Annotated in this window: 23 protein-coding genes; 11 read left to right on the forward strand and 12 right to left on the reverse strand. The window is 74.0% G+C overall.

The features are described 5' to 3' along the window. Window positions 1–81: 81 nt before the first annotated feature. Entirely contained in the window at window positions 82–897 is an 816-nt protein-coding gene (locus tag F3L20_RS04010; RefSeq protein WP_150152261.1) for a hypothetical protein, read from the reverse strand. Then, the gene (locus F3L20_RS04015; RefSeq protein ID WP_150152263.1) at window positions 894–1,460 is read right to left on the reverse strand and encodes an RNA polymerase sigma factor; all 567 of its coding nucleotides are present in this window, start codon (window positions 1,458–1,460) and stop codon (window positions 894–896) included. Before F3L20_RS04015 ends, F3L20_RS04010 begins: the two co-directional genes overlap by 4 nt. A gap of 131 nt (window positions 1,461–1,591) precedes the next feature. Between F3L20_RS04015 and trpS the strand changes: the two genes are divergently transcribed. Together trpS and F3L20_RS04025 are read left to right on the forward strand one after the other, a co-directional pair. Beyond that, complete coding sequence (trpS, locus tag F3L20_RS04020; RefSeq protein ID WP_145830034.1) at window positions 1,592–2,605, forward strand: tryptophan--tRNA ligase; 1,014 nt, start codon at window positions 1,592–1,594, stop codon at window positions 2,603–2,605. Window positions 2,606–2,794: 189 nt separating this feature from the next. Next, the gene (locus tag F3L20_RS04025; protein ID WP_150152265.1) at window positions 2,795–3,373 is read left to right on the forward strand and encodes a 2'-5' RNA ligase family protein; all 579 of its coding nucleotides are present in this window, start codon (window positions 2,795–2,797) and stop codon (window positions 3,371–3,373) included. A 40-nt stretch (window positions 3,374–3,413) separates the two neighbouring features. On the opposite strand, the gene F3L20_RS04030 is transcribed toward F3L20_RS04025, so the two are convergent. Next, on the reverse strand, window positions 3,414–4,169 hold the full coding sequence (locus tag F3L20_RS04030) for a decaprenylphospho-beta-D-erythro-pentofuranosid-2-ulose 2-reductase (protein ID WP_150152267.1): 756 nt from the start codon (window positions 4,167–4,169) through the stop codon (window positions 3,414–3,416). 38 nt (window positions 4,170–4,207) lie between these two features. Next, window positions 4,208–5,551, reverse strand: coding sequence for an FAD-binding oxidoreductase (locus F3L20_RS04035; RefSeq protein WP_150152269.1), 1,344 nt, complete (start codon window positions 5,549–5,551; stop codon window positions 4,208–4,210). A gap of 132 nt (window positions 5,552–5,683) precedes the next feature. Between F3L20_RS04035 and F3L20_RS04040 the strand changes: the two genes are divergently transcribed. The 4 genes from F3L20_RS04040 to F3L20_RS04055 are packed head-to-tail and all read left to right on the forward strand — an operon-like array spanning window position 5,684 to window position 8,488. Then, on the forward strand, window positions 5,684–6,217 hold the full coding sequence (locus F3L20_RS04040; protein ID WP_150152271.1) for a phosphatase PAP2 family protein: 534 nt from the start codon (window positions 5,684–5,686) through the stop codon (window positions 6,215–6,217). Next, window positions 6,214–7,149 carry a decaprenyl-phosphate phosphoribosyltransferase gene (locus F3L20_RS04045; RefSeq protein ID WP_150152273.1) on the forward strand — a complete coding sequence of 312 codons (936 nt, stop codon included), beginning with the start codon at window positions 6,214–6,216 and terminating at the stop codon, window positions 7,147–7,149. Before F3L20_RS04040 ends, F3L20_RS04045 begins: the two co-directional genes overlap by 4 nt. After that, on the forward strand, window positions 7,146–7,583 hold the full coding sequence (locus tag F3L20_RS04050; RefSeq protein ID WP_167534458.1) for a GtrA family protein: 438 nt from the start codon (window positions 7,146–7,148) through the stop codon (window positions 7,581–7,583). The genes F3L20_RS04045 and F3L20_RS04050 overlap by 4 nt, the downstream gene beginning before the upstream one ends. Further along, complete coding sequence (locus tag F3L20_RS04055) at window positions 7,571–8,488, forward strand: YihY/virulence factor BrkB family protein (protein WP_150152275.1); 918 nt, start codon at window positions 7,571–7,573, stop codon at window positions 8,486–8,488. The genes F3L20_RS04050 and F3L20_RS04055 overlap by 13 nt, the downstream gene beginning before the upstream one ends. On the opposite strand, the gene F3L20_RS04060 is transcribed toward F3L20_RS04055, so the two are convergent. Further along, entirely contained in the window at window positions 8,436–9,710 is a 1,275-nt protein-coding gene (locus tag F3L20_RS04060) for a D-alanyl-D-alanine carboxypeptidase family protein (RefSeq protein WP_346768066.1), read from the reverse strand. The two genes, F3L20_RS04055 and F3L20_RS04060, sit on opposite strands and share 53 nt — an antisense overlap. A 91-nt stretch (window positions 9,711–9,801) precedes the next feature. Here F3L20_RS04060 and F3L20_RS04065 point away from each other — a divergent pair, with 91 nt between their 5' ends. Together F3L20_RS04065 and F3L20_RS04070 are read left to right on the forward strand one after the other, a co-directional pair. Further along, window positions 9,802–10,050 carry an SCO4848 family membrane protein gene (locus tag F3L20_RS04065; protein ID WP_024883319.1) on the forward strand — a complete coding sequence of 83 codons (249 nt, stop codon included), beginning with the start codon at window positions 9,802–9,804 and terminating at the stop codon, window positions 10,048–10,050. Between the two features lie 32 nt (window positions 10,051–10,082). Beyond that, the gene (locus F3L20_RS04070; RefSeq protein WP_150152279.1) at window positions 10,083–11,456 is read left to right on the forward strand and encodes a metallophosphoesterase; all 1,374 of its coding nucleotides are present in this window, start codon (window positions 10,083–10,085) and stop codon (window positions 11,454–11,456) included. A 9-nt stretch (window positions 11,457–11,465) separates the two neighbouring features. On the opposite strand, the gene F3L20_RS04075 is transcribed toward F3L20_RS04070, so the two are convergent. After that, window positions 11,466–12,965: a sensor histidine kinase gene (locus F3L20_RS04075; protein WP_206338858.1), complete on the reverse strand. Its 1,500-nt coding sequence runs from the start codon at window positions 12,963–12,965 to the stop codon at window positions 11,466–11,468. Beyond that, complete coding sequence (locus tag F3L20_RS04080; protein WP_145830043.1) at window positions 12,962–13,651, reverse strand: response regulator transcription factor; 690 nt, start codon at window positions 13,649–13,651, stop codon at window positions 12,962–12,964. The genes F3L20_RS04075 and F3L20_RS04080 overlap by 4 nt, the downstream gene beginning before the upstream one ends. Window positions 13,652–13,814: 163 nt before the next feature. Between F3L20_RS04080 and F3L20_RS04085 the strand changes: the two genes are divergently transcribed. Further along, complete coding sequence (locus F3L20_RS04085; RefSeq protein ID WP_150157212.1) at window positions 13,815–16,235, forward strand: MMPL family transporter; 2,421 nt, start codon at window positions 13,815–13,817, stop codon at window positions 16,233–16,235. On the opposite strand, the gene F3L20_RS04090 is transcribed toward F3L20_RS04085, so the two are convergent. The 3 genes from F3L20_RS04090 to F3L20_RS04100 are packed head-to-tail and all read right to left on the reverse strand — an operon-like array spanning window position 16,228 to window position 18,019. Continuing rightward, the gene (locus tag F3L20_RS04090; protein ID WP_150152281.1) at window positions 16,228–17,058 is read right to left on the reverse strand and encodes a TetR/AcrR family transcriptional regulator; all 831 of its coding nucleotides are present in this window, start codon (window positions 17,056–17,058) and stop codon (window positions 16,228–16,230) included. The two genes, F3L20_RS04085 and F3L20_RS04090, sit on opposite strands and share 8 nt — an antisense overlap. A 53-nt stretch (window positions 17,059–17,111) precedes the next feature. Continuing rightward, a complete protein-coding gene (locus F3L20_RS04095) occupies window positions 17,112–17,615 on the reverse strand; it encodes a thiol-disulfide oxidoreductase DCC family protein (RefSeq protein ID WP_150152283.1) in 504 nt (167 codons plus the stop codon). Next, window positions 17,612–18,019, reverse strand: coding sequence for a hypothetical protein (locus tag F3L20_RS04100; RefSeq protein ID WP_150152285.1), 408 nt, complete (start codon window positions 18,017–18,019; stop codon window positions 17,612–17,614). Before F3L20_RS04100 ends, F3L20_RS04095 begins: the two co-directional genes overlap by 4 nt. A 236-nt stretch (window positions 18,020–18,255) precedes the next feature. Here F3L20_RS04100 and F3L20_RS04105 point away from each other — a divergent pair, with 236 nt between their 5' ends. Beyond that, window positions 18,256–19,698, forward strand: a complete 1,443-nt coding sequence (locus F3L20_RS04105) for an MFS transporter (protein ID WP_150152287.1) — start codon at window positions 18,256–18,258, stop codon at window positions 19,696–19,698. Beyond that, window positions 19,695–20,918 carry an FAD-dependent monooxygenase gene (locus F3L20_RS04110; protein ID WP_150152289.1) on the forward strand — a complete coding sequence of 408 codons (1,224 nt, stop codon included), beginning with the start codon at window positions 19,695–19,697 and terminating at the stop codon, window positions 20,916–20,918. The genes F3L20_RS04105 and F3L20_RS04110 overlap by 4 nt, the downstream gene beginning before the upstream one ends. Here the strand turns inward: F3L20_RS04110 and F3L20_RS04115 are convergent. Together F3L20_RS04115 and F3L20_RS04120 are read right to left on the reverse strand one after the other, a co-directional pair. After that, window positions 20,861–21,553, reverse strand: coding sequence for a response regulator transcription factor (locus tag F3L20_RS04115; RefSeq protein WP_150152291.1), 693 nt, complete (start codon window positions 21,551–21,553; stop codon window positions 20,861–20,863). The genes F3L20_RS04110 and F3L20_RS04115 overlap by 58 nt on opposite strands. Further along, window positions 21,550–22,539 (reverse strand): sensor histidine kinase, encoded by a 990-nt coding sequence (locus F3L20_RS04120; RefSeq protein ID WP_431193182.1) that lies wholly within the window; start codon window positions 22,537–22,539, stop codon window positions 21,550–21,552. Before F3L20_RS04120 ends, F3L20_RS04115 begins: the two co-directional genes overlap by 4 nt. Window positions 22,540–22,543: the final 4 nt, after the last annotated feature.

Below are 22,543 nucleotides of genomic sequence, written 5' to 3' on the forward strand. Positions count from 1 at the left end.
GCCGGCGGGGCTGTGCACAGCCCCGCCGGCGTTCGAGCAGCGAGGGCCGGGCGCAGCCCCCGGACATGGCGGAGAAGGCGATCACCTGTCGGACGGGCCGGTGACGGACGTCGCGATCTCCAGTGCGCGCTCGCGGGAGCGCACGCCCTCGAGGCGGAGCGTCACCGTGCCCGTGGGGCTCCACAGGAGGGTCGGCCCCGCCGTACGTTCCTCCCGCGTGAAGCGGCGCCCCTCCGCGTCGATCATCCAGAACGTCAGGACGTGAGGCCGTGGGAACCACAGCGCCTGACCCCCCACGTCCAGCCACTGAGGCTGTTCCCGCACCGTCTTCGTGAACGAGAAGTCCAGGCGGCCCGGGAACTGGTCCAGACGGATCGTCCGGCCGTCGTCGTCCCTCCAGCACAGGCTGACCAGGGACCGCCCGTGCGGCAGCGCGCCCACGGAGACCGCGTTCGGCGGGCCCAGCATCTCCGGGACCACGGGGGTGAAGCCGGCCCGCCGTGACGCCTCCTCCAGCGGCACCGGAGCGGCGCAGCCCGGCACCCGGCCGCCCGGCGAGGGCACCGCCGACGGGTCGTGCCGTACCTCCACCCCGTGGAAGCCGAACCAGTCGGTCACCGCCGCGCGCACCGGAGGGGTCAGCGCCAGCACCGTCAGCAGTCCGCACAGCGATGCCAGCAGAGAGCGCCGGCGCGTCCGCGCCCAGCGCCGCACCGCCCTCAGCCGGGACCGGGGGACGGCCGCCGGGACGGGCATCTGCTCGGCGAGTATCCGGGCGAGCACCCGCTCGGCCATCGTCCCGCCGCCCGCCGCCCCCTCCGGGCCGTCCAGGGAGCGGCCGTAGGCGCGCAGCTCCTCGCGCAGCCGCCGCAGCTCCTCCTCCTGCCCTCCGCTCACGCCGGCGCACCCCCTTCCCGGGTCTCTCCGGGCCGGACGTCCGGCAGCAGCCGCCGCAGCCTGCGCAGGGCGCGGTTCAGGCGCGACTTCACCGTGCCCCGGGGCCAGCCCAGGGCCTCGGCGGTCTCCCGCTCGTCCATCTCCAGCAGGTAGCGGTAGGTGACGACCAGCCGGTGCTCCTCGCTCAGCTGCTCCAGCGCGGCCAGCAGCGCGGCGCGGCGCTCGGTCTCCAGCGTGGCCGCGGCCGGGTCGGCCGACTCCGGTATCACCGGGTCCGCCCCGACGAGGGCCGCCTCCCGGCCGGCCAGGGTCGTCCTGCGTGCCGCCGCGCGCACTGTGTTCCTCGTCTCATTGGCCACGATCGACAACAGCCACGGCCGGAAGGCCGCCCCGTCCCGGAACCGCCCCAGCGCGCAGTACGCCTTGACGAAGGCCTGCTGCACCACGTCCTCCGCGTCCGCCCCCGCCCCGAGCGCGGCGGCCGCCCTGAGCGCGATGGACGTATGGGCCCGCACCAGCTCCGCGTACGCCTCCGGCTGTCCGGCGCGCACGCGAGCGATCACCGCGGCCTCATCGACGATGCGGCCCCCCTCCCGCGTCCTCACACTCTTGTTACACCGCGCGGAACGGATCGGTTCCCACCTGTTCCCGGTCCGTTCCGGACCGCCTCCCGGAACCTGAGAGAATGGTGGGCATGGCGACTGATCGACCCCGTGTGCTCTCCGGAATCCAGCCCACCGCCGGTTCTTTCCACCTCGGCAACTACCTCGGTGCCGTCCGCCAGTGGGTGGCGCTCCAGGAGTCGCACGACGCCTTCTACATGGTCGTCGACCTGCACGCGATCACGGTCCCGCAGGACCCGGAGGAGCTGCGGGCCAACACGCGTCTGGCCACGGCCCAGCTGCTGGCCGCCGGACTCGACCCGGACCGCTGCACCCTCTTCGTGCAGAGCCATGTGCCGGAGCACGCCCAGCTCGCGTGGGTGATGAACTGCCTCACCGGCTTCGGCGAGGCCTCCCGCATGACGCAGTTCAAGGACAAGTCCGCGAAGCAGGGCGCCGAGCGCGCCTCCGTCGGGCTGTTCACGTACCCGATCCTCCAGGTCGCGGACATCCTCCTCTATCAGGCGCACGAGGTGCCGGTGGGCGAGGACCAGCGCCAGCACATCGAGCTCACCCGTGACCTCGCCACACGCTTCAACGGCCGGTTCGGCGACACGTTCACGCTGCCGAAGCCGTACATCCTCAAGGAGACGGCGAAGATCTACGACCTGCAGGACCCGGCGGTCAAGATGAGCAAGTCGGCGTCCACGCCGAAGGGTCTGATCAACCTGCTCGACGAGCCGAAGGCCACCGCCAAGAAGGTGAAGAGCGCGGTCACCGACACCGACACGGTGATCCGCTACGACGTGGTGGAGAAGCCCGGCGTCAGCAATCTGCTCACCATCTACTCCGTCCTCACCGGCACGGGCATCCCCGAGTTGGAGGAGAAGTACGCCGGCAAGGGCTACGGCGCGCTCAAGACGGACCTCGCCGAGGTCATGGTCGACTTCGTGACGCCGTTCAAGGAGCGCACCCAGCAGTACCTGGACGACCCCGAGACGCTCGACTCGATCCTTGCCAAGGGGGCCGAGAAGGCGCGTGCCGTGGCCGCGGAGACCCTCTCCCGGGCGTACGAGCGGGTCGGCTTCCTGCCCGCCAAGCACTGAACCGGCGTGGTGAACGGGACCAGGGGCCCCGTCCGTACCACCGCACAGCGCTGCACATCACTCCGACTGCGCCTGCCCGCACGCGGGTCGTGGTCGTACAGTCGATAAGCGGGTGACCGCTCAGGCGGTCACCGGGCGCGCACCGCAGTCCCACCACCGCGCTTCACCACCACAACGACAGGAGACGACGTGGGGACCGTAACGATCGGTGTGTCGATCGCGGTCCCGGAGCCTCACGGCAGCCGGCTTCAGCAGCTGCGCGCGGGCTTCGGCGACGCCGCCGCCTACGGCATCCCCACGCACGTCACCCTGCTGCCGCCGACGGAGATCGCGGCCGGCACCCTGCCAGCCGTCGAGGCCCACCTGGCCGACGTCGCCGCAGTGGGCCGCCCGTTCCCGATGAGGCTGTCGGGCACGGGCACCTTCCGGCCGCTGTCGCCGGTGGTGTACGTCCGGGTCGTCGAGGGCGCCGAGGCATGCACCAAGCTCCAGCAGCAGGTACGGGACCCCTCCGGGCCCGTCGCCCGTGACCTGCAGTTCCCCTACCACCCGCACGTCACCGTGGCCCACGGCATCGACGAGGCGGCCATGGACCGCGCCTACGAGGACCTCGCCGGCTACGAGGCCGCGTGGCCCTGTACCGGCTTCGCCCTCTACGAGCAGGGCGCCGACGCGGTGTGGCGGAAGCTGCGCGAGTTCCCCTTCGGGACCGTCGTGGTGCCCCCGCAGGCCGGCCACGTCGACCGGGGCTCCGTCTCCGCCTGCTGAGCCCGACGCCCAAGGTCTCTCGTTCGGCAGACCCGAGGCCTCACACCGGCAGCCGGCGGAACACCCCGCGTGGCAGATGCCGCAGCGCCGACATCACCAGGCGCAGCGTGCCCGGCACCCACACCGTCTCCGAGCGGCGCCGCAGCCCCAGCTCGACGGCCGACGCCACCGCCTCCGGGGTGGTGGCCAGCGGCGCCTCGGGCAGCCCCGCCGTCATCCGGGTGCGCACGAACCCGGGCCGCACCACCATCACCTGCACGCCCGTGCCGTACAGCGCGTCGCCCAGGCCCTGCGCGAAGGCGTCCAGGCCGGCCTTGCTGGAGCCGTAGATGAAGTTGGCGCGGCGGGCCCGCTCGCCCGCGACGGACGACAGCACCACCAGCGAGCCGTGCCCCTGCGCCTGGAGGGCGCCCGCGCACACCAGACCCGCGGAGACCGCGCCGGTGTAGTTGGTCTGCGCGACCCGCACCGCGGCCGCCGGGTCCCGCTCGTCGCGCGCCTGGTCGCCCAGGGTGCCGAAGGCGAGCAGCACCATGTCGACGTCGTCCTCGGCGAACACCTTGCCGAGCGCCTCCTCGTGGGTGGCGGGGTCGAGCGCGTCGAAGGCGACCGTACGGACCTCGGCGCCGAGGCCGCGCAGCTGGTCGGCCGCCGCGTCCAGGCCGGGGGAGGGGCGGCCGGCCAGCCACACCGTGCGGGTGCGGCGGGCGATCAGGCGCCGGGCGACGGCGAGCGCGATCTCGGACGTACCGCCGAGCACGAGCAGGGACTGGGGGAGGCCGAAGGCGTCCTTCACGACAGCTCCTCAGGGGGCCGGGTCGGGGAAAAGGGGGGTCACAGGCGGAGCCGGCGGGACAGGTCCGAGGTGAACACGCCGCGCGGGTCCAGCTCGGCGCGCAGGGAGCGGAAGTCGTCCAGCCGGGGGTACATGGCGGCGAGCAGTTCGGGGCGCAGCCGGGAGTCCTTGGCGAGGTAGACGCGGCCGTCCGCGGCGGCGACCTCCTCGTCGAGCTCGTCGAGGAAGCCGCCGAGGCCCGGCAGGGACGCCGGGATGTCCAGGGCCAGCGTCCAGCCCGGTACCGGGAACGACAGCCAGCCCGGGTCGGCGTCCCCGAAGCGTTTGAGGACGGCGAGGAACGACGGGCAGCGGCGCTCGGAGATCCGGCGAACGATCCGGCGTAGGGTGTCCTCCCGCCCGTGCCCGACGACGAACTGGTACTGCACGAAGCCGCCCCGCCCGTAGATCCGGTTCCAGTGCGGCACGCCGTCCAGGGGGTGGAAGAAGGCGGGGATGCGCTGCAGTTCGCCGGTCCGCGCGCGGGGCGCCCTGCGGTACCACAGCTCGTTGAACAGCCCCACGGTCGTCCGGCTGAGCAGGCCCTCCGGCACGAACGAGGGGGCGGCCGGGAGGCGGGAGGTGCGGAAGGACAGCGGTTCCCGGCGCGCACGGCCGCCGCGCGGCAGCGCGTCCAGCGGGGCGTGGTCGCCGCGCGTCAGCACGGCCCGGCCGCGCGCCAGCAGGTCGATCCAGGCGACCGAGTAGCGGTAGCGGTGGTCGGTGTCGGCCAGCCGGGCCATCAGATCGTCCAGGTCGGACGCGCGTTCGGTGTCGACGGACATCCAGGAGGTCTCGACGGGCTGCAGCCGGACCGTCGCGGTGAGGATCACCCCGGTCAGCCCCATGCCGCCCGCGGTCGCCTCGAACAGCGGCGTGCCCGGGACGACGGTGCGGACCCGCCCGTCGGCGGTGAGCAGTTCGAAGGACTCCACGTGGCGCGAGAACGACCCGGAGACATGGTGGTTCTTGCCGTGGATGTCGGCGCCGATCGCCCCGCCGACCGTCACGTACCGGGTGCCGGGCGTCACCGGCACGAACCAGCCGAGCGGCAGCAGCACCTCCATCAGCCGGTGCAGGGACACACCCGCGTCGCACAGCACGGTGCCGCCGTCGGCGTCGATCGCGTGGATCCGGTCCAGGCCGGTCATGTCGAAGACCTCGCCGCCCGCGTTCTGCGCGGCGTCCCCGTACGCCCGCCCCAGGCCCCGGGCGATGCCGCCGCGCGCCCCGCAGCCCCGGACGGCCAGGGCGGCCTCCTCGAACGTCCGCGGGCGGATCAGCCGGGCGGCGGACGGAGCGGTGCGGCCCCACCCCGTGACGGAAACGGTGTCGGCAGGCATGACGGCGACCGTATCGCCCCTGTGTGAGCCGTTGGTTTTGAAACGTCAATCCCGTCCCCGAAACGGGTGATTAATGGGATGTCGTCCCGAAGCGATGGAATTCCGGTGCGCCGGGGGTGAACAGTGAGCCACATGGACGACCACCACGACCTCTTCCCGCCCCGCGGTCTCCACGGGGTGGACCACCGGATCGTCTCCGCGCTCAGAGCGTGCGGCGCGGACCCCCGCGTGGCCGGTGCAGCGCGCGCCCTGTCCTGGGCGGGGGAGCACGGGGCCGTATGGGTCGCGGCGGGCCTCGCGGGCGCCGTCGTGGACCGTCCGCGGCGCGGCGCCTGGCTGCGCGGCACCGCGCTCACCGCGGGCGCGCACGCGGCCAGTTCGCTCGTGAAGCGGGTCGTGCGCCGACCCCGGCCCGCGCACGTAGAGCCGCTGGTCGGCACCGTCGGCCGGCACTCCTTCCCCAGCTCGCACGCCACCTCCGCGGCGGCCGCCGCCGTCGCCTTCGGCGCGCTGGGCGCCCGCGCGGTGCCCCCGCTGGCCGCCGCGGTGTGCGTGTCCCGTCTGGTGGCCGGCGTCCACTACCCGTCGGACGTGGCGGCCGGCGCCGCCCTCGGCGCCCTCACCGCGCGGCTCGGCGCCCGCTGGATGAAGGGGGGCGCGGCGTGACGTTGCTGCGCGAGCGCTCGGAGCGCGGGCAGGCGGAGCCGTCCGTCCGGGGCGGGATCCTCACCGGCCTGCTGCGCACCGCGCGGCCCAAGCAGTGGGTCAAGAACATCCTGGTGGCCGCCGCCCCGGCCGCCGCGGGCGACCTCTTCACCCGCCACGCCCTGTCCCGGCTCGCCCTGGTGTTCGTCCTGTTCACCGCCTGCGCCGCCGCCGTCTACCTCGTCAACGACGCGCGCGACGCCGAGGCCGACCGCGCCCACCCCGTGAAGTGCCGCCGCCCGGTCGCCGCCGGACAGGTCCCGGTGCCCGTCGCCTACGCCGCCGGGATCACCCTCGGCGTGCTCGCGCCCGCCGCCGCCGCGCTGCTGTGCCCGCCGGAGCTGGCCGCGCTGCTGACCGCCTACCTCGTCATGCAACTGGCGTACTGCGTCGCCCTGAAGCACGTGCTGGTCGTCGATCTTGCCGTCGTCACCGCCGGGTTCGTGATGCGCGCGGTGGCCGGCGGGCTCGCCCTCGGCATCCCGCTGTCCCGCTGGTTCCTGATCACCACCGGCTTCGGCGCCCTGTTCATGGTCGCCGCCAAGCGCTACTCCGAGGCCGTGCAACTGGCGGGCAACGGGGGCGCCACACGCGCGCTGCTCACCGAGTACACCACCGGCTACCTGCGCTTCGTCTGGCAGCTCGCCGCCGGGGTCGCCGTGCTCGGCTACTGCCTGTGGGCGCTGGAGGAGGGCGGGGTGCCGCACACCAGCGTGCTGCCCTGGCGCCAGCTGTCCGTGGTGGCCTTCGTCCTCGCCGTCCTGCGCTACGCCGTCTTCGCCGACCGGGGCACGGCCGGCGAACCGGAGGACGTGGTGCTCGGCGACCGCGCCCTCGCCCTCATCGGCGTGGCGTGGGCGGCGATGTACGCCCTGGCGGTGGTCGACTGGTGAGGGAGCGCCTGCGCCGGCACCGCCGGGAACTCCTCGGCTTCGCGACCGCCGGCCTGCTCGCCTACGCCGTCGACCTCGCCCTCTTCACCTACCTGCGCGGCCCCGGCGGACTCGGCCCGCTCACCGCGAAGGCGCTCTCCTTCGTCGCCGGCTGCGCGGTCGCCTACGCGGGCAACGCCCACGGCACCTACCGGGGCACCCGGGTGCGAGGCGCCCGCCCCTTCGCCCTGTTCTTCGCCGTCAACCTGGCCGGCGCCGCCGTACAACTGCTGTGCCTGGCCGTCAGCCACTACGGGCTGGGCCTCACCTCGCAGCGCGCGGACACCGTGTCCGGCGCGGTGGTCGGCATGGCCCTGGCCACCGTCGTCCGTTTCTGGGGCACCAGGACATTGGTCTTCCGTGACGCGGGCAGAGTCGGTTCGTGGACTGGCTGAAGAAGCTTCCGGTGGTAGGGCCGTGGGTGACCCGGCTGTCGCTCACGCACGCGTGGCGGTCGTTCGAGCGGCTGGACCGGGTGCACTGGACGCGGCTGGCCGCCGCGATGACGTTCCGCAGTTTCGTCGCGCTGTTCCCGCTCCTCACCGTCGCCGCGGCGATCGGCGCGGCCACGCTCGGCAAGGAGCGGCAGGACACCCTCCAGGACACCATCACCGACCAGGTGCCCGGCATCTCCGACCAGTTGGACGTCGGGGAGCTGGTGGACAACGCGGGCACCGTCGGGCTGATCGCCGGCGCCGTGCTGGTGTTCACCGGCATCAGTTGGGCGGGCGCCATGCGCGAGTGCCTGCGCGCGGTGTGGGAGCTGCCGGACGACGAGGAGAACCCGGTCCTGCGCAAGAGCAAGGACGCGGGCATCCTCGTCGGGCTCGGCGGGGCGGTCCTGGTCACCCTGGCCGCCTCCGCGGTCGCCTCCGCGCTGGTCGGCCGGATCAGCGACGCCGCCGGACTGGAGAAGGGCGGCTGGGGCGGCGTCGTCCTGCAGGCCGTGGCGTTCACCGTGGCCGTCGCCACCGACTTCCTGCTCCTGCTCTACGTCCTCACCCTGCTGCCCGGCGTCGAGCCGTCCCGGCGCCGGCTGATCGTCGCCGCGCTCACCGGCGCCATCGGCATCGAGCTGCTGAAGCTGCTGCTCAGCGGCTATCTGCAGGGCGTGGCCGCGAAGAGCATGTACGGCGCGTTCGGCGTCCCGGTGGCCCTGCTGCTGTGGATCAACCTCACCACCAAACTGGTGCTGTTCTGCGCCGCCTGGACGGCCACGCCCGGCAAGGAGGACGAGCCCCCGAGGGTCACGGACGGGGACGACGGCGCACCAGGTCCGGCAGCGGCCAGCGCCGGTTGACCAGGAACGCGCCGCCCGCGAGCAGCACCAGCACCCCTCCGGCGATGCCCAGCGCCACGCCCATGCCGTCGGCGCCGCCGACCGCGTCGGCGCTCGCCACCGGCTTGGCACCGGCGCCGGTGCCGCCCGCCTCACCGGGCGACGCGGACGGGCCGGGCGCGGCACCGGCCTGCGCGGCGCCGCGCGGCGGCACCAGCTCACCGACCGGCTCGACCTTGCCGGCGGCGGCGAAGCCCCAGTCGAAGAGCCGCGCGGTCTCCTTGTAGACCTCGTTGGACTCCTTCTTCTGCGGGTTCATCACGGTGACCAGCAGCACCTTGCCGCCGCGCTCGGCGACACCGGTGAAGGTCGCGCCGGCGTTGGTGGTGTTGCCGTTCTTCACCCCGGCTATGCCCTGGTAGACGGGCACGTCGTAGTCACCGCTGAGCAGCCGGTTGGTGTTCTGGATCTCGAAGGACCCGCGGACCCGCTTGCCCTTCTTGTTCTTCTTCGTCTCCCCGGGGAACTGCGCCCGCACCGTCGAGCAGTACTCCCGGAAGTCCTTCTTCTGCAGCCCGGAGCGGGCGATCAGGGTCAGGTCGTACGCGGAAGACACCTGGCCCGGGGCGTCGTAGCCGTCCGGGCTGACGGCGGTGGTGTCGAGGGCCTGGAGCTCCTTGGCGTGCGCGTTCATCTCCGCGACGGTCTTCTCCACGCCGCCGTTCATCGCCGTCAGCACGTGCACCGCGTCGTTCCCGGAGCGCAGGAAGACGCCCAGCCACAGGTCGTGGACCGTGTAGGTCTCGTTCTCCTTGACCCCGACCATGCTGGAGCCCGGTCCGACACCGGCCATGTCCGAGGTCAGCACGCGGTGCGTGGTCGTCCCCGGCCACTTCGGCAGCAGGGTGTCGGCGAACAGCATCTTCAGGGTGCTGGCGGGGGCCAGCCGCCAGTGGGCGTTGTGGGCGGCGAGCACGTCGCCGCTCTCGGCGTCCGCGACGATCCAGGACCGGGCGGACAGCTCCTTGGGCAGCACCGGCACCCCGGCGGCCAGGTTCACCTGGGTCCCCGGCTTCGCCAGCCGTTCGCCTCCCACGACCGACATGTTCGCCGGGGGAGTGGCCGACGGTGTCGTGGACGGCTTGGGGGCGGCCAGGGCGGCCGGCGCGGTCAGCGCGGTGGACAGCAGGACGGCGGAGGCGACCAGCAGGGAGCGCCGGACGGTCTTCTCGGAAGCGGGCACGGTCCGCAAGGTACATGCCATCCGGGTCGGCGTCCCGGCCCGGCCCCCACCCCGCGAAGGGAACCGGACACGGCGCGGCGATACTGGACGCATGAAGCTCAGCCGCCCCGTCTCCTGGTTCCTGCTCGCCTTCGGGGTGTGGAGCTGGGTCATCTGGATCACTTTCGTCAAGAACCTGGTCAAGGACAGCAGTGGACTCGCGTTCGACGACGGGCACCCCACGGCCTACTTCTTCGTTCACCTGACGCTCGCCGTCGTCTCTTTCGTACTGGGGACGGTCGTAGGGGGCATCGGGTTGCGCGGTGTGCGCGCATTGAGCCGGACGTCACGGACCACGTGACGCCGTAACGGGAAGCAGGGGAAGTCCGCCTCGTGGCCATCGTCTTCGTACTCGTCGTGCTGCTGGTCGTCGCCGTCCTGGTGACGGGCAACTGGTACGTGTGGCGCCGTCTGTTCCGGGACACCACCGCGGGCCCCGGCGCCGTGCGCCGTGTGGGCGCGGCGGTGATCGCCGGCGGGTGGCTGCTGTTCATCGGCGGCATGGTCGCCTCGCGCACCGACGCGCCGTTCGCCCTCCAGCGGGTGCTGGCCTGGCCGGGCTACCTGTGGCTCGCCCTCAGCCTGTACCTGCTGCTGGCCCTGCTCGTCGGCGAGCTCGTCCGCCCGGTGCTGCGCAGGGTCCTGGAGCGGCGGGCGGCGGGCGGCCCGGCCCGGGGCGCCACGGCGGCGCCGGATCCGGCGGAGAGCGGCGCGGCGGCGGACGCCCCGGCGCGGAGCGTCCTCGCGGACAGCGCGCCGGCGAAGAGCGCCGCGGCCGGGTCGGCTCAGGCCGGTTCCACGACGGGCGGGTCGGTGGCGGCCGACCCGGCGGAAGGCGGCTCGACGGTCGCCGGTACGGCGGGAACCGGCGCCCCCGCGGCCCCCTCCCGCAGGCTGTTCGTCTCCCGCGTCGTCGGCGGGGCCGCCGCCGCGGCGGCGGCCGGCACCGTCGGGTACGGGACCTACGGCGTGCTGCGCGGGCCGAAGGTGAAGCGGGTCACCGTGCCACTGGCCAAGCTGCCCCGCGCGGCGCACGGTTACCGCATCGCCGTGGTCAGCGACATCCACCTGGGCCCGGTGCTCGGGCGGGGCTTCGCGCAAAGGGTCGTCGACACGATCAACTCGACCCAGCCCGACCTGATCGCCGTGGTCGGTGACCTGGTGGACGGCAGCGTGAAGGACCTCGGTCCGGCGGCGGCCCCGCTCGCCCAGCTGACGGCACGTCACGGGTCGTACTTCGTCACCGGCAACCACGAGTACTTCTCCGGCGCCGGTCAGTGGGTCGAGGAGGTCCGGCGGCTCGGCCTGAACCCGCTGGAGAACGCGCGCACCGAGCTGCCGCACTTCGACCTCGCGGGCGTCAACGACGTGGCCGGTGAGGACGAGGGCCAGGGCCCCGACTTCGCGCGGGCGCTCGGCGACCGGGACCGCGCGCGGGCGTGCGTGCTGCTGGCCCACCAGCCGGTGCAGATCCACGACGCCGTGGACCACGGCGTCGACCTCCAGCTCTCCGGGCACACGCACGGCGGCCAGCTCTGGCCCGGCAACCTGATCGCGCGCACCGCGAACCCGACCGTGGCCGGCCTCGACCGCTACGGCGACACCCAGCTCTACGTCAGCCGGGGCGCCGGGGCCTGGGGCCCGCCCACCCGGGTGGGCGCCCCCTCGGACATCACGGTGATCGAACTGGCCTCCCGCCAGACCTGACCCCCGGGCTCACCCGGTGGGGGCGGTCTCCTCCGCGCGGGGGGTCGGGACGGCCTGCGGGGTGGTGGCCGGCAACGTCACCGTGACGGTCAGGCCCTCGCCCCTCGCCGTGTCCACGGTCACCTCGCCGCCGTGCGCCCGTACGACCCCCTGCACGATCGCCATGCCCAGGCCGCTGCCCGCGCCCCCGCCCGCGCGGAAGAACCGGTCGAAGACCCGCGCCGCGTCGTCCGGCGCGAGTCCGGGTCCCTCGTCCGCCACCCACAGCCGCACCGCGCCGTCCGAGCGGGCCACGCCCAGCCGCACCGGCACGTCCGCCGGGGTGTGCGTGCGCACGTTGCCCACCAGGTTGCCCAGCACCTGCCGCAGCCCGGCCTCGTCGGCGTGCACCAGCACCGCGCCGTCCGCGTTTACCCGCACCGGACGGTCCGGCTGCTGCACCCGCAGGTCCTGCGCCGCGTCCCGCACCAGCCGGCACACGTCCACGTTCCGCAGCCGCAGTTCGGGACGCTGGTCGAGACGGGCCAGCACCAGCAGCTCGTCGACCAGCCGCGCCATCCGGTCGGACTCGGTCATCATCCGGTCCCAGGCCCGCTTGCGCTCCGTGGGGTCGCGCAGCATCCCCCGCTCGTACAGCTGGAGGTAGCCGCGGATCGCGGCCAGCGGGGTGCGCAGCTCGTGCGAGGCGTCGGCCACGAACCGCCGCAGCTGCGCCGCGCTGCGCTCCCGGGTCCGGTACGCCGACTCCACCTGCTGGAGCATCGAGTTGAGCGCCAGCCGCAGCTGCTCCACCTCCAGCGTCGGATCGCAGCTGGACGGCACCCGCCGGGTCAGGTCGCCCTCGGCGATCGCCGACGAGGTCTCCACCATGTCCTCCAGCGGCCGCATCCGGCGCCGCACCCCGAACATGGTCAGACACGCCAGCACCAGCAGCAGCAGGGTCCCGATGGCCAGGTCGAACCTGACCGCCTTGGCCACGCCCTCGTGCAGCGGCTCGGTGGAGCCGGCGATGAGGACGCCGGTGCCGTCGGCGAGGCGGGTGGCGGTGACGCGGTAGGTGCTGCCGCGCACGGTGACGTCCCGCGGCTCCGGGTCCCCGATCAGCGCGTCCGGGTGGCCCACGGCGTCCGCCAGGTCGCGCTGTGCCCGGGACGGTGCGAAGCCGAACACGGGGACCGGCTCGCCCTCGCGGTCCACGGCGGCGAAGACCGAGTCGGGGTCGTCCTCGTCCTGGTTCCACTCCGGTTCCACCCGGTCACGGAAGAAGCTCAGCGCGCTCAGCGAGTCGATCTGCCGCAGCGTCAGCTCCGAGCCGCCGAGCGAGTCGCGGGTGCGGACCAGCTCCGTGTCGATCTGGTCGAGCAGGTAGTAGCGCATGCCGAGCACGCTCACCGCGGTCGCGGCGACGATGCCCAGCGCCAGCAGCACCACGTTCGCCAGCGTGAGCTGCGCGCGCAGCGACCGCACCCGGGGGCGGCCCGGGCGCGGCAGGCGTGTCCGGCGTGTCACGTCAGCCCGTACCCGACGCCGCGCCGGGTGGTGATGACCGGCGGCCCGAGGGTGTCCAGCTTGCGCCGCAGATAGCTGATGTAGGTCTCCACGACGGTCGACTCCTGCGGGACGTGCTCGTACTGCCAGACGTGCCGCAGCAGCTGCTCCTTGGGCACGATCCGGCCCGCGTTGCGCACCAGGAAGCGCAGCAGGGCGTACTCGGTGGGGGTCAGCTCGACGCTGCGGCCGGCGCGGCGCACGGAGTACGTCGTCTCGTCCAGCTCCAGGTCGCCGTGGCGCAGCGGAGCCCGCTGCGGCAGCACGTCGGCGGGGCGGGTACGGCGCAGCACGGCCGTGATCCGGGCGACCACCTCGTCGATGTTGAACGGCTTGGTGATGTAGTCGTCGCCGAAGCCGAGCGCCCCGACGACCTCGGCGGGCGCGTCCCGCGCGGTGAGGAACACCAGGGCCGTCTCCGGCCGGCGCCCGCGCAGTTCGCGGCCCAGGGCGCGGCCGTCGCCGTCCGGCAGCATCACGTCGAGCAGCGCGCAGTCGGGCCGCGTGTGCTCGGTCAGCGCGAGCGCCTCACGGACCGATCCCGCGGTCATGACCTCGAAGCGGTGGTAGCGCAGGGCGATCGCGAGGACGTCCGCGATGCTCTCCTCGTCCTCCACGACGAGCACGGTGCCGGGGGCTGTCGTCATGTTCCCCAGTATCGGCGTGACCGTCCGCCGAAGTACCGGTTGTCGCTTTGGAGTTCCTTGAGAGTCCCGGGCGAGCCGTGTCCCCGGGCGGGTCCCGCCGCCGATTCTGCTGCCAGGACCCGGGGGACCGACCGAGCGACGAAGGAGCGGACACGTGGCGGTATTGGCACGCTGGTGCTATCGGCATCGGCTGGTGGTCCTCCTGCTGTGGGTGGGGGCGCTGTTCGGACTGGGGGTGACGGCGAGCGGTGCGGGCACGAACTACGCCGAGGTCTTCTCGCTGCCGAACACGGACTCCAAGCAGGCGTACGACCTGATGCGCAAGGCGTTCCCGGAGCGCGCCGGGGACACCGACACCGTGGTGTGGAAGGTGGACGACGGCACCGTGCGCGACGAGGCGGTGCGCTCCCGGATGGAGGCGGCGCTCGCGGAGATCGGGCGCATGGAGGGCGTCGGCGCGGTCGCCGGGCCCTACGGGGAGCAGGGCGCGGCGCAGATCAGCGAGGACGGACGGATCGCGTACGCGCAGGTGACGTTCGCCGAGCAGGCGGACGCGGTGCCGAAGGCACTGGTGCAGGACGTCGTCGACACGGCCCAGGAGGCGGCGGGCGACGGGCTCCAGGTGGAGCTGGGCGGCCAGGCCATCACCCGGGTCCAGGAACCGCCGACGGGCACGGCCGAGCTGGTCGGCATCCTCGCGGCCGCCGTGGTGCTGTTCGTCGCGTTCGGCTCGCTGTTCGCGATGCTGCTGCCCCTGGTCGTCGCCGTGTTCGGCGTCGGCACCGGCATGTTCGGCACCCAGCTGATCAGCCATGTCACCGACGTCCCCGAACTGGCGTCCCTGCTGGCCACGTTGATCGGCCTGGGCGTCGGCATCGACTACGCCCTGTTCATCGTCACCCGGCACCGGCGCGGCATCCTGCGCGGCATGGACCCGGAGGAGGCGGCGGTCACCGCGCTCAACACCTCCGGCCGGGCGGTGCTGTTCGCGGGCGGCACGGTGTGCATCGCGCTCGCCGGGATGCTGGTGACGAACCTGCGCTTCCTGGACGGCGTGGTCATCGGCACCTCGCTGACGGTCGTCCTCAGCGTGCTCGCCGCCGTCACGCTGCTGCCCGCGCTGCTCGGCCTGCTCGGGCACCGGGTGCTCAGCCGCCGTCAGCGCCGCCGGCTGGAGGCCGCGGGCCCGCACGGCGAGGGGGTGGGCGGACTCGCCGCCCGCTGGTCGGCCACCGTGCAGCGCCGGCCGCGGGCCGTGGCCGCGCTGGCGGTCGTCCTGATGGCGGCGCTGGCCGTGCCGCTGCTGTCGCTGCGCCTGGGCACCGTGGACCAGGGCAACGACGACGCCTCGACGACCACCCGGCAGGCCTACGACCTGCTCGCCGAGGGCTTCGGGCCCGGATTCAACGGACCGCTCCAGGTGGTCGTGGACGGCGAGGCCCCGGCCGGTCTGGTGCGGGCCGTCGAGGACACCGAGGGCGTCGCCCAGGTGGCGGCCGCCCCGCCCGCCGGCGGGGTCACCGTCATCCAGGTCGTCCCCGACACCTCCCCGCAGGACGTGGAGACCGACCGGCTGATCGACACGCTGCGCGAGGACGTCATCCCCGCCGCGGGCGTCGAGGCCCACGTCGGCGGTGTGACGGCGGTGTCGAAGGACTTCGCCGCGGTGACGGGCGACCGGCTGCCGCTGTTCGTCGGCACGATCATCGGCCTCGGCTTCCTGCTCCTGCTGCTGGCGTTCCGCTCCCTGGTGGTGCCGCTGACGGCCGCCGTGATGAACCTGCTCGCGGCGGCGGCCTCCTTCGGCGTGCTGGTGGTGGTGTTCCAGTGGGGCGTCGGACTCGACGTGCTGGGCCTCGGCAAGGAGGGCCCGATCGCGGCCTTCCTGCCGATCATCATGCTCTCGCTGCTGTTCGGGCTCTCCATGGACTACCAGGTGTTCCTGGTGAGCCGCATGCACGAGGAGTGGGTGCACACCCGGGACAACGCCCGCGCGGTGCGGGTCGGCCTCGCGGAGACCAGCCGGGTCATCAACTCCGCCGCCCTCATCATGGTCTGCGTCTTCCTCGCCTTCGTGCTCAGCGGCGACTACGGCGCCGCCATGGCGGGCGTGGGACTGGCCGCCGCGGTCGCGCTGGACGCGTTCGTGCTGCGCACCGCGCTGGTCCCGGCCGTGATGCACCTGCTGGGCCGTGCCAACTGGTGGCTGCCGGCCGGGCTGGAGAAGCGGCTGCCGCACCTGGCGGTCGAACCGAAGGAGGACGGGGACGCGCCCGCCGTGGCGCCGGTGGAGGGCACCCCCGAAGGGGCCGCCTCGGTGGTCCACGGCTTCGTCCGCACCGCCGAGGGCGAGCCGGTGCGGGGCGCGGCCGTCACGCTGCTCACCCCCGGCGGCCGGCAGCTGGACCGGGTGGTGTCCCTGGCCGACGGGGCGTACATCGTGGCCGTGCCGGCGCCCGGTACCTATCTGCTCGCGGTCACGGCCTCCCCGTACGGCTCGCGGGCGGCGCACGTGACCGTGGCGGACGGGCCGTACGTGCACGACGTGGAGCTCACGCCCGGCGGGGTGGACGTCGTCAACTGACGTCGTCGGGGCGCCCGTCGGAGGCGGGTGCCCCCTGGGTCCCCCCGTCCCCGTCCTCCTCGTCCTTGCCCCGCGCACCCCGCCGGCCGGTGTTCTCGCGGCCGGCGGGGTCGGGGAGCGCCCTGGTCATCCCGGGCAGGAACTCCGTGAACAGCTCGTGCACGTCCCGCACCAGCGGGCGCAGCACCCGGAACCGGGCCAGGGCCACGCCCCGCGCGGTGAGCCGGGCGCCCCGCTCGGCGAGCCGGTAGCTGCGCTCACGGCCCTCGGTGCGGTCGAAGATCCAGTACAGGCACAGCCCCATCTGGGACAGCCACATCAACTCGGGCAGGATGTCCCGCAGTTCCTCGGGGACCTTGGTCTTCGTGCCGGCCAGCACCGCCCGGTGCACGCTGATCGCCTCCTGGCGCGCGTGCTCCGACTCCGGCGAGAAGGGGCTGAGCGGGCTGTCCGGGTCGGCGGCGTTCTTGAAGAACTGCACCGCGAACTCGTGGTACGGCGTGGCGATGTCCAGCCACGCCTTCAGCACCCCGGCGAGGCGGGCCTCCAGGTCGGTCTCCCGGGCCAGGATCTCCCGCACCGCGGCCTGGTGCTCGCCGGCGATCCGGTCGTAGAACCCCTGGATCAGGTGTTCCTTGCCCGCGAAGTAGTAGTACGCGTTGCCGACGGAGACCCCGGCCTCCTGGGCGATGGCCCGCATGGTCGTCTTGTCGTACCCGCGCTCCTGGAACAGCCGCATGGCCGTCTCGAGGATCAGGGCGCGGGTCTGCTCGGACTTGGTGAGGGGGGCACCGGGGCCGGGGCCGTCGTTCTTCGCGGGCACGGGAACAGAGCCTAACGCCAGCGACCTGCGTCGTAGACGTCCGTGTGCACGGCCTACGGGGCGGCGCAGGTGCCGGCGTCGCAGCCGGCCGGGGTGTGGTGCCAGCCGTCGCGCGGGTCGTACGCCCACCCGTCGCCCCGGTGGTACGTCCGTGCACCCGCCGAGGCCGTCGCTCCGCGCCACCGGGCGGCGGCCAGCACCGCGCCCTTGGCGAGCCGCAGCCCGGCGGGGGTGCTCAGCCGGTGTGCGAGGCGCCGGTGGTCGCGCAGCGCCCACAGGGTGACGATCCACGCGGAGGCCCCCCGGTACACCTGCCCCGCGTCCCCGACGACCGTGATCTCGGCCCGGGTGGTGGAGTGGTCGAGGCGGGGGAAGCGGTCCCGTGCGGCCGTCGATCCGGCGGGGACCAGCTCCAGCGGGACCAGCTGCGGCCGGCGGACCAGCCAGTCCCGGACGAAGCAGCACAGCGGGCATCCCGCGTCGTACAGCACGGTGAGCCCGCGGACCGGGACGCGGCGCGCGTCCCGGTCCCCGTGCGCGGCCGGCACGCCGCTCACGCCCCGGCCGCCGGGGCGGTCCAGCCCTGCGGCGGCACCGGCGGCAGCTGCTCCCGCTCCATCACGCCGCGCCGCCGGATCCGGCTGAGCACGTACACGTTGCCCAGGTGCATCACGCCCAGCACCAGCAGCACCACGCCGAGCTTGGCGGACAGCGCCTCGAAGATGCCGCGGGTGTCGGCGATCGTGCCGTCGTCGCTCAGGTACAGGGCGACGAAGCCGAGGTTCACCAGGTAGAAGCCCACGACGAGGAGGTGGTTGACGGCGTCGGCGAGCTTCTCGTTGCCGTGCAGCACGTCGGCGAGGAAGACCCGCCCGTTCCTGCTGAGCGTGCGGGCCACCCAGACGGTCAGCCCGATGCTGACGGCCAGGTAGATGACGTAGGCGATGACGGTGCGGTCCATGCCCCACCCCTTCTTGAACGCGTTCAAAACGCTGACGGAGTGACTGTAGCGCCATCTTTTGAACATGTTCAACTCCGCTGTGGGGGGCGTCGGCCGGCGTCGTGCCGCGGCACCAGGCAGCGGAGGCGTCTGGTGCGTACGCACCGGAGGAGGACGGTGGCGGACGACGATGCCCGCGGGGCCTTTGGACGGAACCGTGGGAGGTGTCCGAACGGCCCCCACAGAACGGGACGTCCATGTCCGACACCTCGACCCCACCGCCGCGTTTACGGCGGCCCGCGATCGCCGCCCTCGGGGTGCTGGCGCTCGCCCTCGGCGCCCTGCAGTCCGTGGTGGAGCCCGCGCTCCCGCTGCTGCAGCGCGAGCTGGGGCTCGGCCCGTCCGAGGGCGCGCTGGTCGCCAACACCCTGCTCGTCACCGGCGCGGTCCTCACCCCCGTCGCCGGCAAACTCGGCGACCGCTACGGCGGCAAACGCGTGCTGATGCGGCTGATGGCCGTCGTCGCGGCCGGCGGACTGCTCGCCGGGCTGGCCCCCGGACTGCCGATGCTGCTGCTCGGCCAGATCCTCCAGGGCGCCATGGTCGGCGTGCTGCCGCTGTCCTTCATCCTGGTCCGCGTCCATCTGCCGGCCGGGCGCACCCAGGCGGCGATCGGCGTGGTCGTCGCCCTGTTCACCGGCGGCGGCATGGCCGGCATGCTCGGCGCCGGGCTGATCGCGGAGCACCTGTCCTGGCACTGGATGTTCGTGCTGCCCACCCTCGTGGTCGTCGTGGCGGCCGTCCTCGTGGCGCGGCTGATGCCGTCCGACGAACCGGTCCGGCGTGACGAGCGGATCGACTGGCCCGGCGTGGTCCTGCTGAGCGCCACCCTGCTCGCCTTCATGCTCGGCCTCGTCCTGCTGACCGGCGGCGGTCTTCCGCCCCTCGCCGCGGGCGCGTTGCTCGTACTGGTGGCCGTGCTCGCCACTGCCTGGGTGCGCGTCGAGCGCCGGGCGGTCTCCCCGATGGTCGACCTGCGCATGCTCGCCCGGCCCGCGATGTGGCAGGCGTGCCTGCTCACCCTGCTCGTCACCGTCACCCTCGGCATGGTCACCCTGCTGCTGCCGCAGCTCCTCGCCGTGTCGGGCGAAGGCTACGGCTTCGACGCCGACACCACGGACATCGGCCTCTACCTCCTGCCCGGCGCGATCGCCGGGGCCATGAGCGACGCGGTCGGCGGGGTCGCCGCCCGCCGGTTCGGCGCCCGTGCCGTGGTCGCCGTGGCCGCCCTGGCCACCGCCGCCGTCATGTTCGCGCTGGCGGCCCAGCACGACTCCGCCTGGCAGCTCGCCCTCGCCAAGACGCTGACCGCGTTCGCCGCGGGCATCGCCACCACCGCGCTGCTGGCCGGCACCGCCACCGCGGTCGACCCCGGGGACACCGGCATCGCGACCAGCCTGCTCGTGGTCACCAGGGTGATCGGCGTCGTCGTGGGCGCCCAGATCGCGGGCGCGTTGCTCGCCGCCGGGACCGACGCCGACACGGGGCTGCCCGCCGAGGCGGCCTTCACCACCGGCTTCGCCGTCACCGGCGTCACGGCGGCGCTCGGCCTGCTCCTCGTCCGCGCCACGCGCGCCTCCCGTCCCCCGCACCCCGTCGAGCCCGCTCACACCCCCGTGAAGGAAGGAACCCGTTCATGACCGGCCCGCGCACCGTCCTGATCTCCGGAGCCAGCGTCTCCGGACCCGCCCTCGCGTACTGGCTCCACCGGGCGGGGTTCGCGGTCACCGTGGTGGAGAAGGCCGACGCCCTGCGCGGCGGCGGCTACCCCGTCGACATCCGCGGCACGGCGACCGAAGTGATCCGGCGTACGGGCCTGTGGCCGCGGCTGCGCGAGGCGCACATCGGCCCCCGGCGCGCCACCTTCCTCGACGCCGCCGGCCGCACCGTCGCCTCGCTCCGGTCCACCGCCGACGAGGGCGAGCCCCGCGACCTGGAGATACGGCGCGGCGACCTCGCCGACGCCCTGTACGAACTGGTCCGCGACGACGTGGAGTTCCTCTTCGGCGACTCCGTCTCCCGCTTCGACCCGGCCGAGCGCGGCGTGGACGTCACCTTCCGCAGCGGGCGGCAGGGCACGTACGACCTGGTGATCGGCGCGGACGGGACCCACTCGGCCACCCGGGCCGCCCTGTTCGGCCCCGAGGACCGCTTCCACCGCTACCTCGGGTACTGCTTCGCCCTCTTCACCCTGCCGAACCCCGGGCACCTGCACCGTGAACTGGTGCTGTGGAACACCCCGGGCAAGGCCGCCGCCCTCTACGCCACCGGCGACGGCCCCGAGGTGCACGGCTTTCTCACGTTCCACCGTCCGGAACCCCCGCGCGACGCCCTCCGCGACCCGGACGCCCGGCGCGCCCTGGTGGCAGAGGTGTTCGCGGGGGAGGGCTGGGAGATCCCGCGCATGGTGGCGGCCGTGCGCGACACCGACGACCTGTTCTTCGACACGGCCGGACAGATCCGCATGCCCCGCTGGACCCACGGCCGCGCCGCCCTCGTCGGCGACGCCGCGTACGCCCCGTCCTTCCTCACCGGCCAGGGCACCAGCCTCGGGCTGTCAGGCGCCTACGTGCTCGCCCACGCCCTGGCCGCCCACCGCGACCACACGGCGGCCTTCGCCGCCTACGAGGACCGTATGCGCCCCTACGTGACGGCCAACCAGGCGCTGGTCGACGAGGGCGGCGCCACGCTCTTCCCCATCACGGCCCGCGCCCTGGAACAGCGCGACGCGCGGCTGCGCACCCTCGACGCGCTGCCCTCCGCGCGGCCCCGCCGGGCCCACACCGCCCTGACCCTGCCGGACTACGAGAGGCGTCCGGCCTCGTCCTCCGGGGTGACCCGCGCCAGGCCGGTCCGGTAGGCGATGACGACGAGCTGCGCGCGGTCGCGGGCCTCCAGCTTCGTCATCGCGCGCTGCACATGGGCGCGCACGGTGAAGGGGCTGAGGACCATCCGCTCGGCGATCTCCTGGTTGGACAGGCCGGTCGCCACCAGCGCCACCATTTCGCGTTCGCGCGGGGTGAGCACGTCCAGCCGGCCGGCGTCCTGCGGAGGGGTGCCGGCAGGCGCGGCCAGGAAGCGGGCGACCAGGGAACGGGTGGCGGCCGGGGACAGCAGCGTCTCGCCCTCGGCGACCGTCCGCACCGCGTCCGCCAGGTCCTGGGCGCCGATGCCCTTCCCCACGAAGCCGGCGGCGCCCGCGCGCAGCGCCCGCGCCACGTTCTCGTCCGTCTCGTACGTGGTGAGGATCAGCACGCGGGTGGTCCGCAGGTCAGGGTCGGCGCAGATCTCCGTGGTGGCGGCGAGGCCGTCCGCCTCCGGCATGCGGATGTCCATCACCACGACGTCCGGGCGCAGTTCGCGGGTCAGCCGCACCGCCTCCCGGCCGTCGCCGGCCTCGCCCACCACGGTGATGTCGTCGGTGCTCTCCAGCAGCAGCCGGAACGCGTCGCGCAGCAGCGCCTGGTCGTCGGCGAGCAGCACCCTCAGCGTCATGCGGTCCGTCCCTCGTCCGTGGCTTCGGGCATCCGCCCCGTCCCCTCACCGTCGGCCGCGCCCTCACGCACGGACGGCAGGGGCAGCCGGGCGGTCACCAGGAAGCCCCCTTCCGGGCGCGGGCCCGCCGTCAGCTCCCCGCCCACCGCGGTGGCGCGCTCCCGCATGCCGATCAGCCCGTACCCGGGCGGCCGGTCCGACAGGGCGGGCGGCCCGCCCGGGGCGCCTCCGTCGTCGGACACGGTGACGGTCAGCCGCCCGCCGCCCCAGTCGAGCCCCACCCGGGCGCCACGGCCCGCCGCGTGCTTGGTCACGTTGGTCAGCGCCTCCTGCACGATCCGGTACGCGGTGAGGTCCACGCCCGGCGGCACCGTCCGCGCCGCGCCCTCCTCACGCACCGACACCTCCAGCCCGGCCCGCCGGAAGGACTCCAGCAGGTCCGGCAGCCGGTCCAGCCCGGGCGCGGGCCCGTCGGGCACGGCCGTGTCCCCGGTCTGGCGCAGCAGGCCGACCGTGGCGCGCAGTTCGTCGAGGGCGTGACCGGTGGTCTCGACGAGCTCCCGCAGGCTCGCGCGGGTCTGCTCCGGACGCGAGTCGAAGAAGTGGGCGGCGACCGTGGCCTGAGCGTTGGCCAGGGTGATCTGATGCGCCACCAGGTCGTGCAGCTCCCGTGCGATACGCACCCGCTCCTCCGCGACCCGCCGCCGCGCCTCCAACTCCCTGCTGTCCTCGGCCCGCCGCGCCCGCTCCTCAACGGCGGCCAGATACGCCCGCCGGGTCCGCACCGCCTGCCCGACCAGCCACGCCACCAGCGGTGCCGCCGCCACGGTCCCCATCCGGCCCGCGTCCCGCCACGAGAGGTCCCCGGACAGCGGCACGGACGCCGCCAGCACCACGGCGGAGAGGGACACCGCGCCCACCGCGCGCCGTTCGCCTGGCACGCCGAGCGCGCAGGCGTACGCGGCGACCAGGGCGGGGGCGATCACGGCG

The organism is Streptomyces tendae (genome assembly GCF_008632955.1).
Lineage (GTDB): Bacteria > Actinomycetota > Actinomycetes > Streptomycetales > Streptomycetaceae > Streptomyces.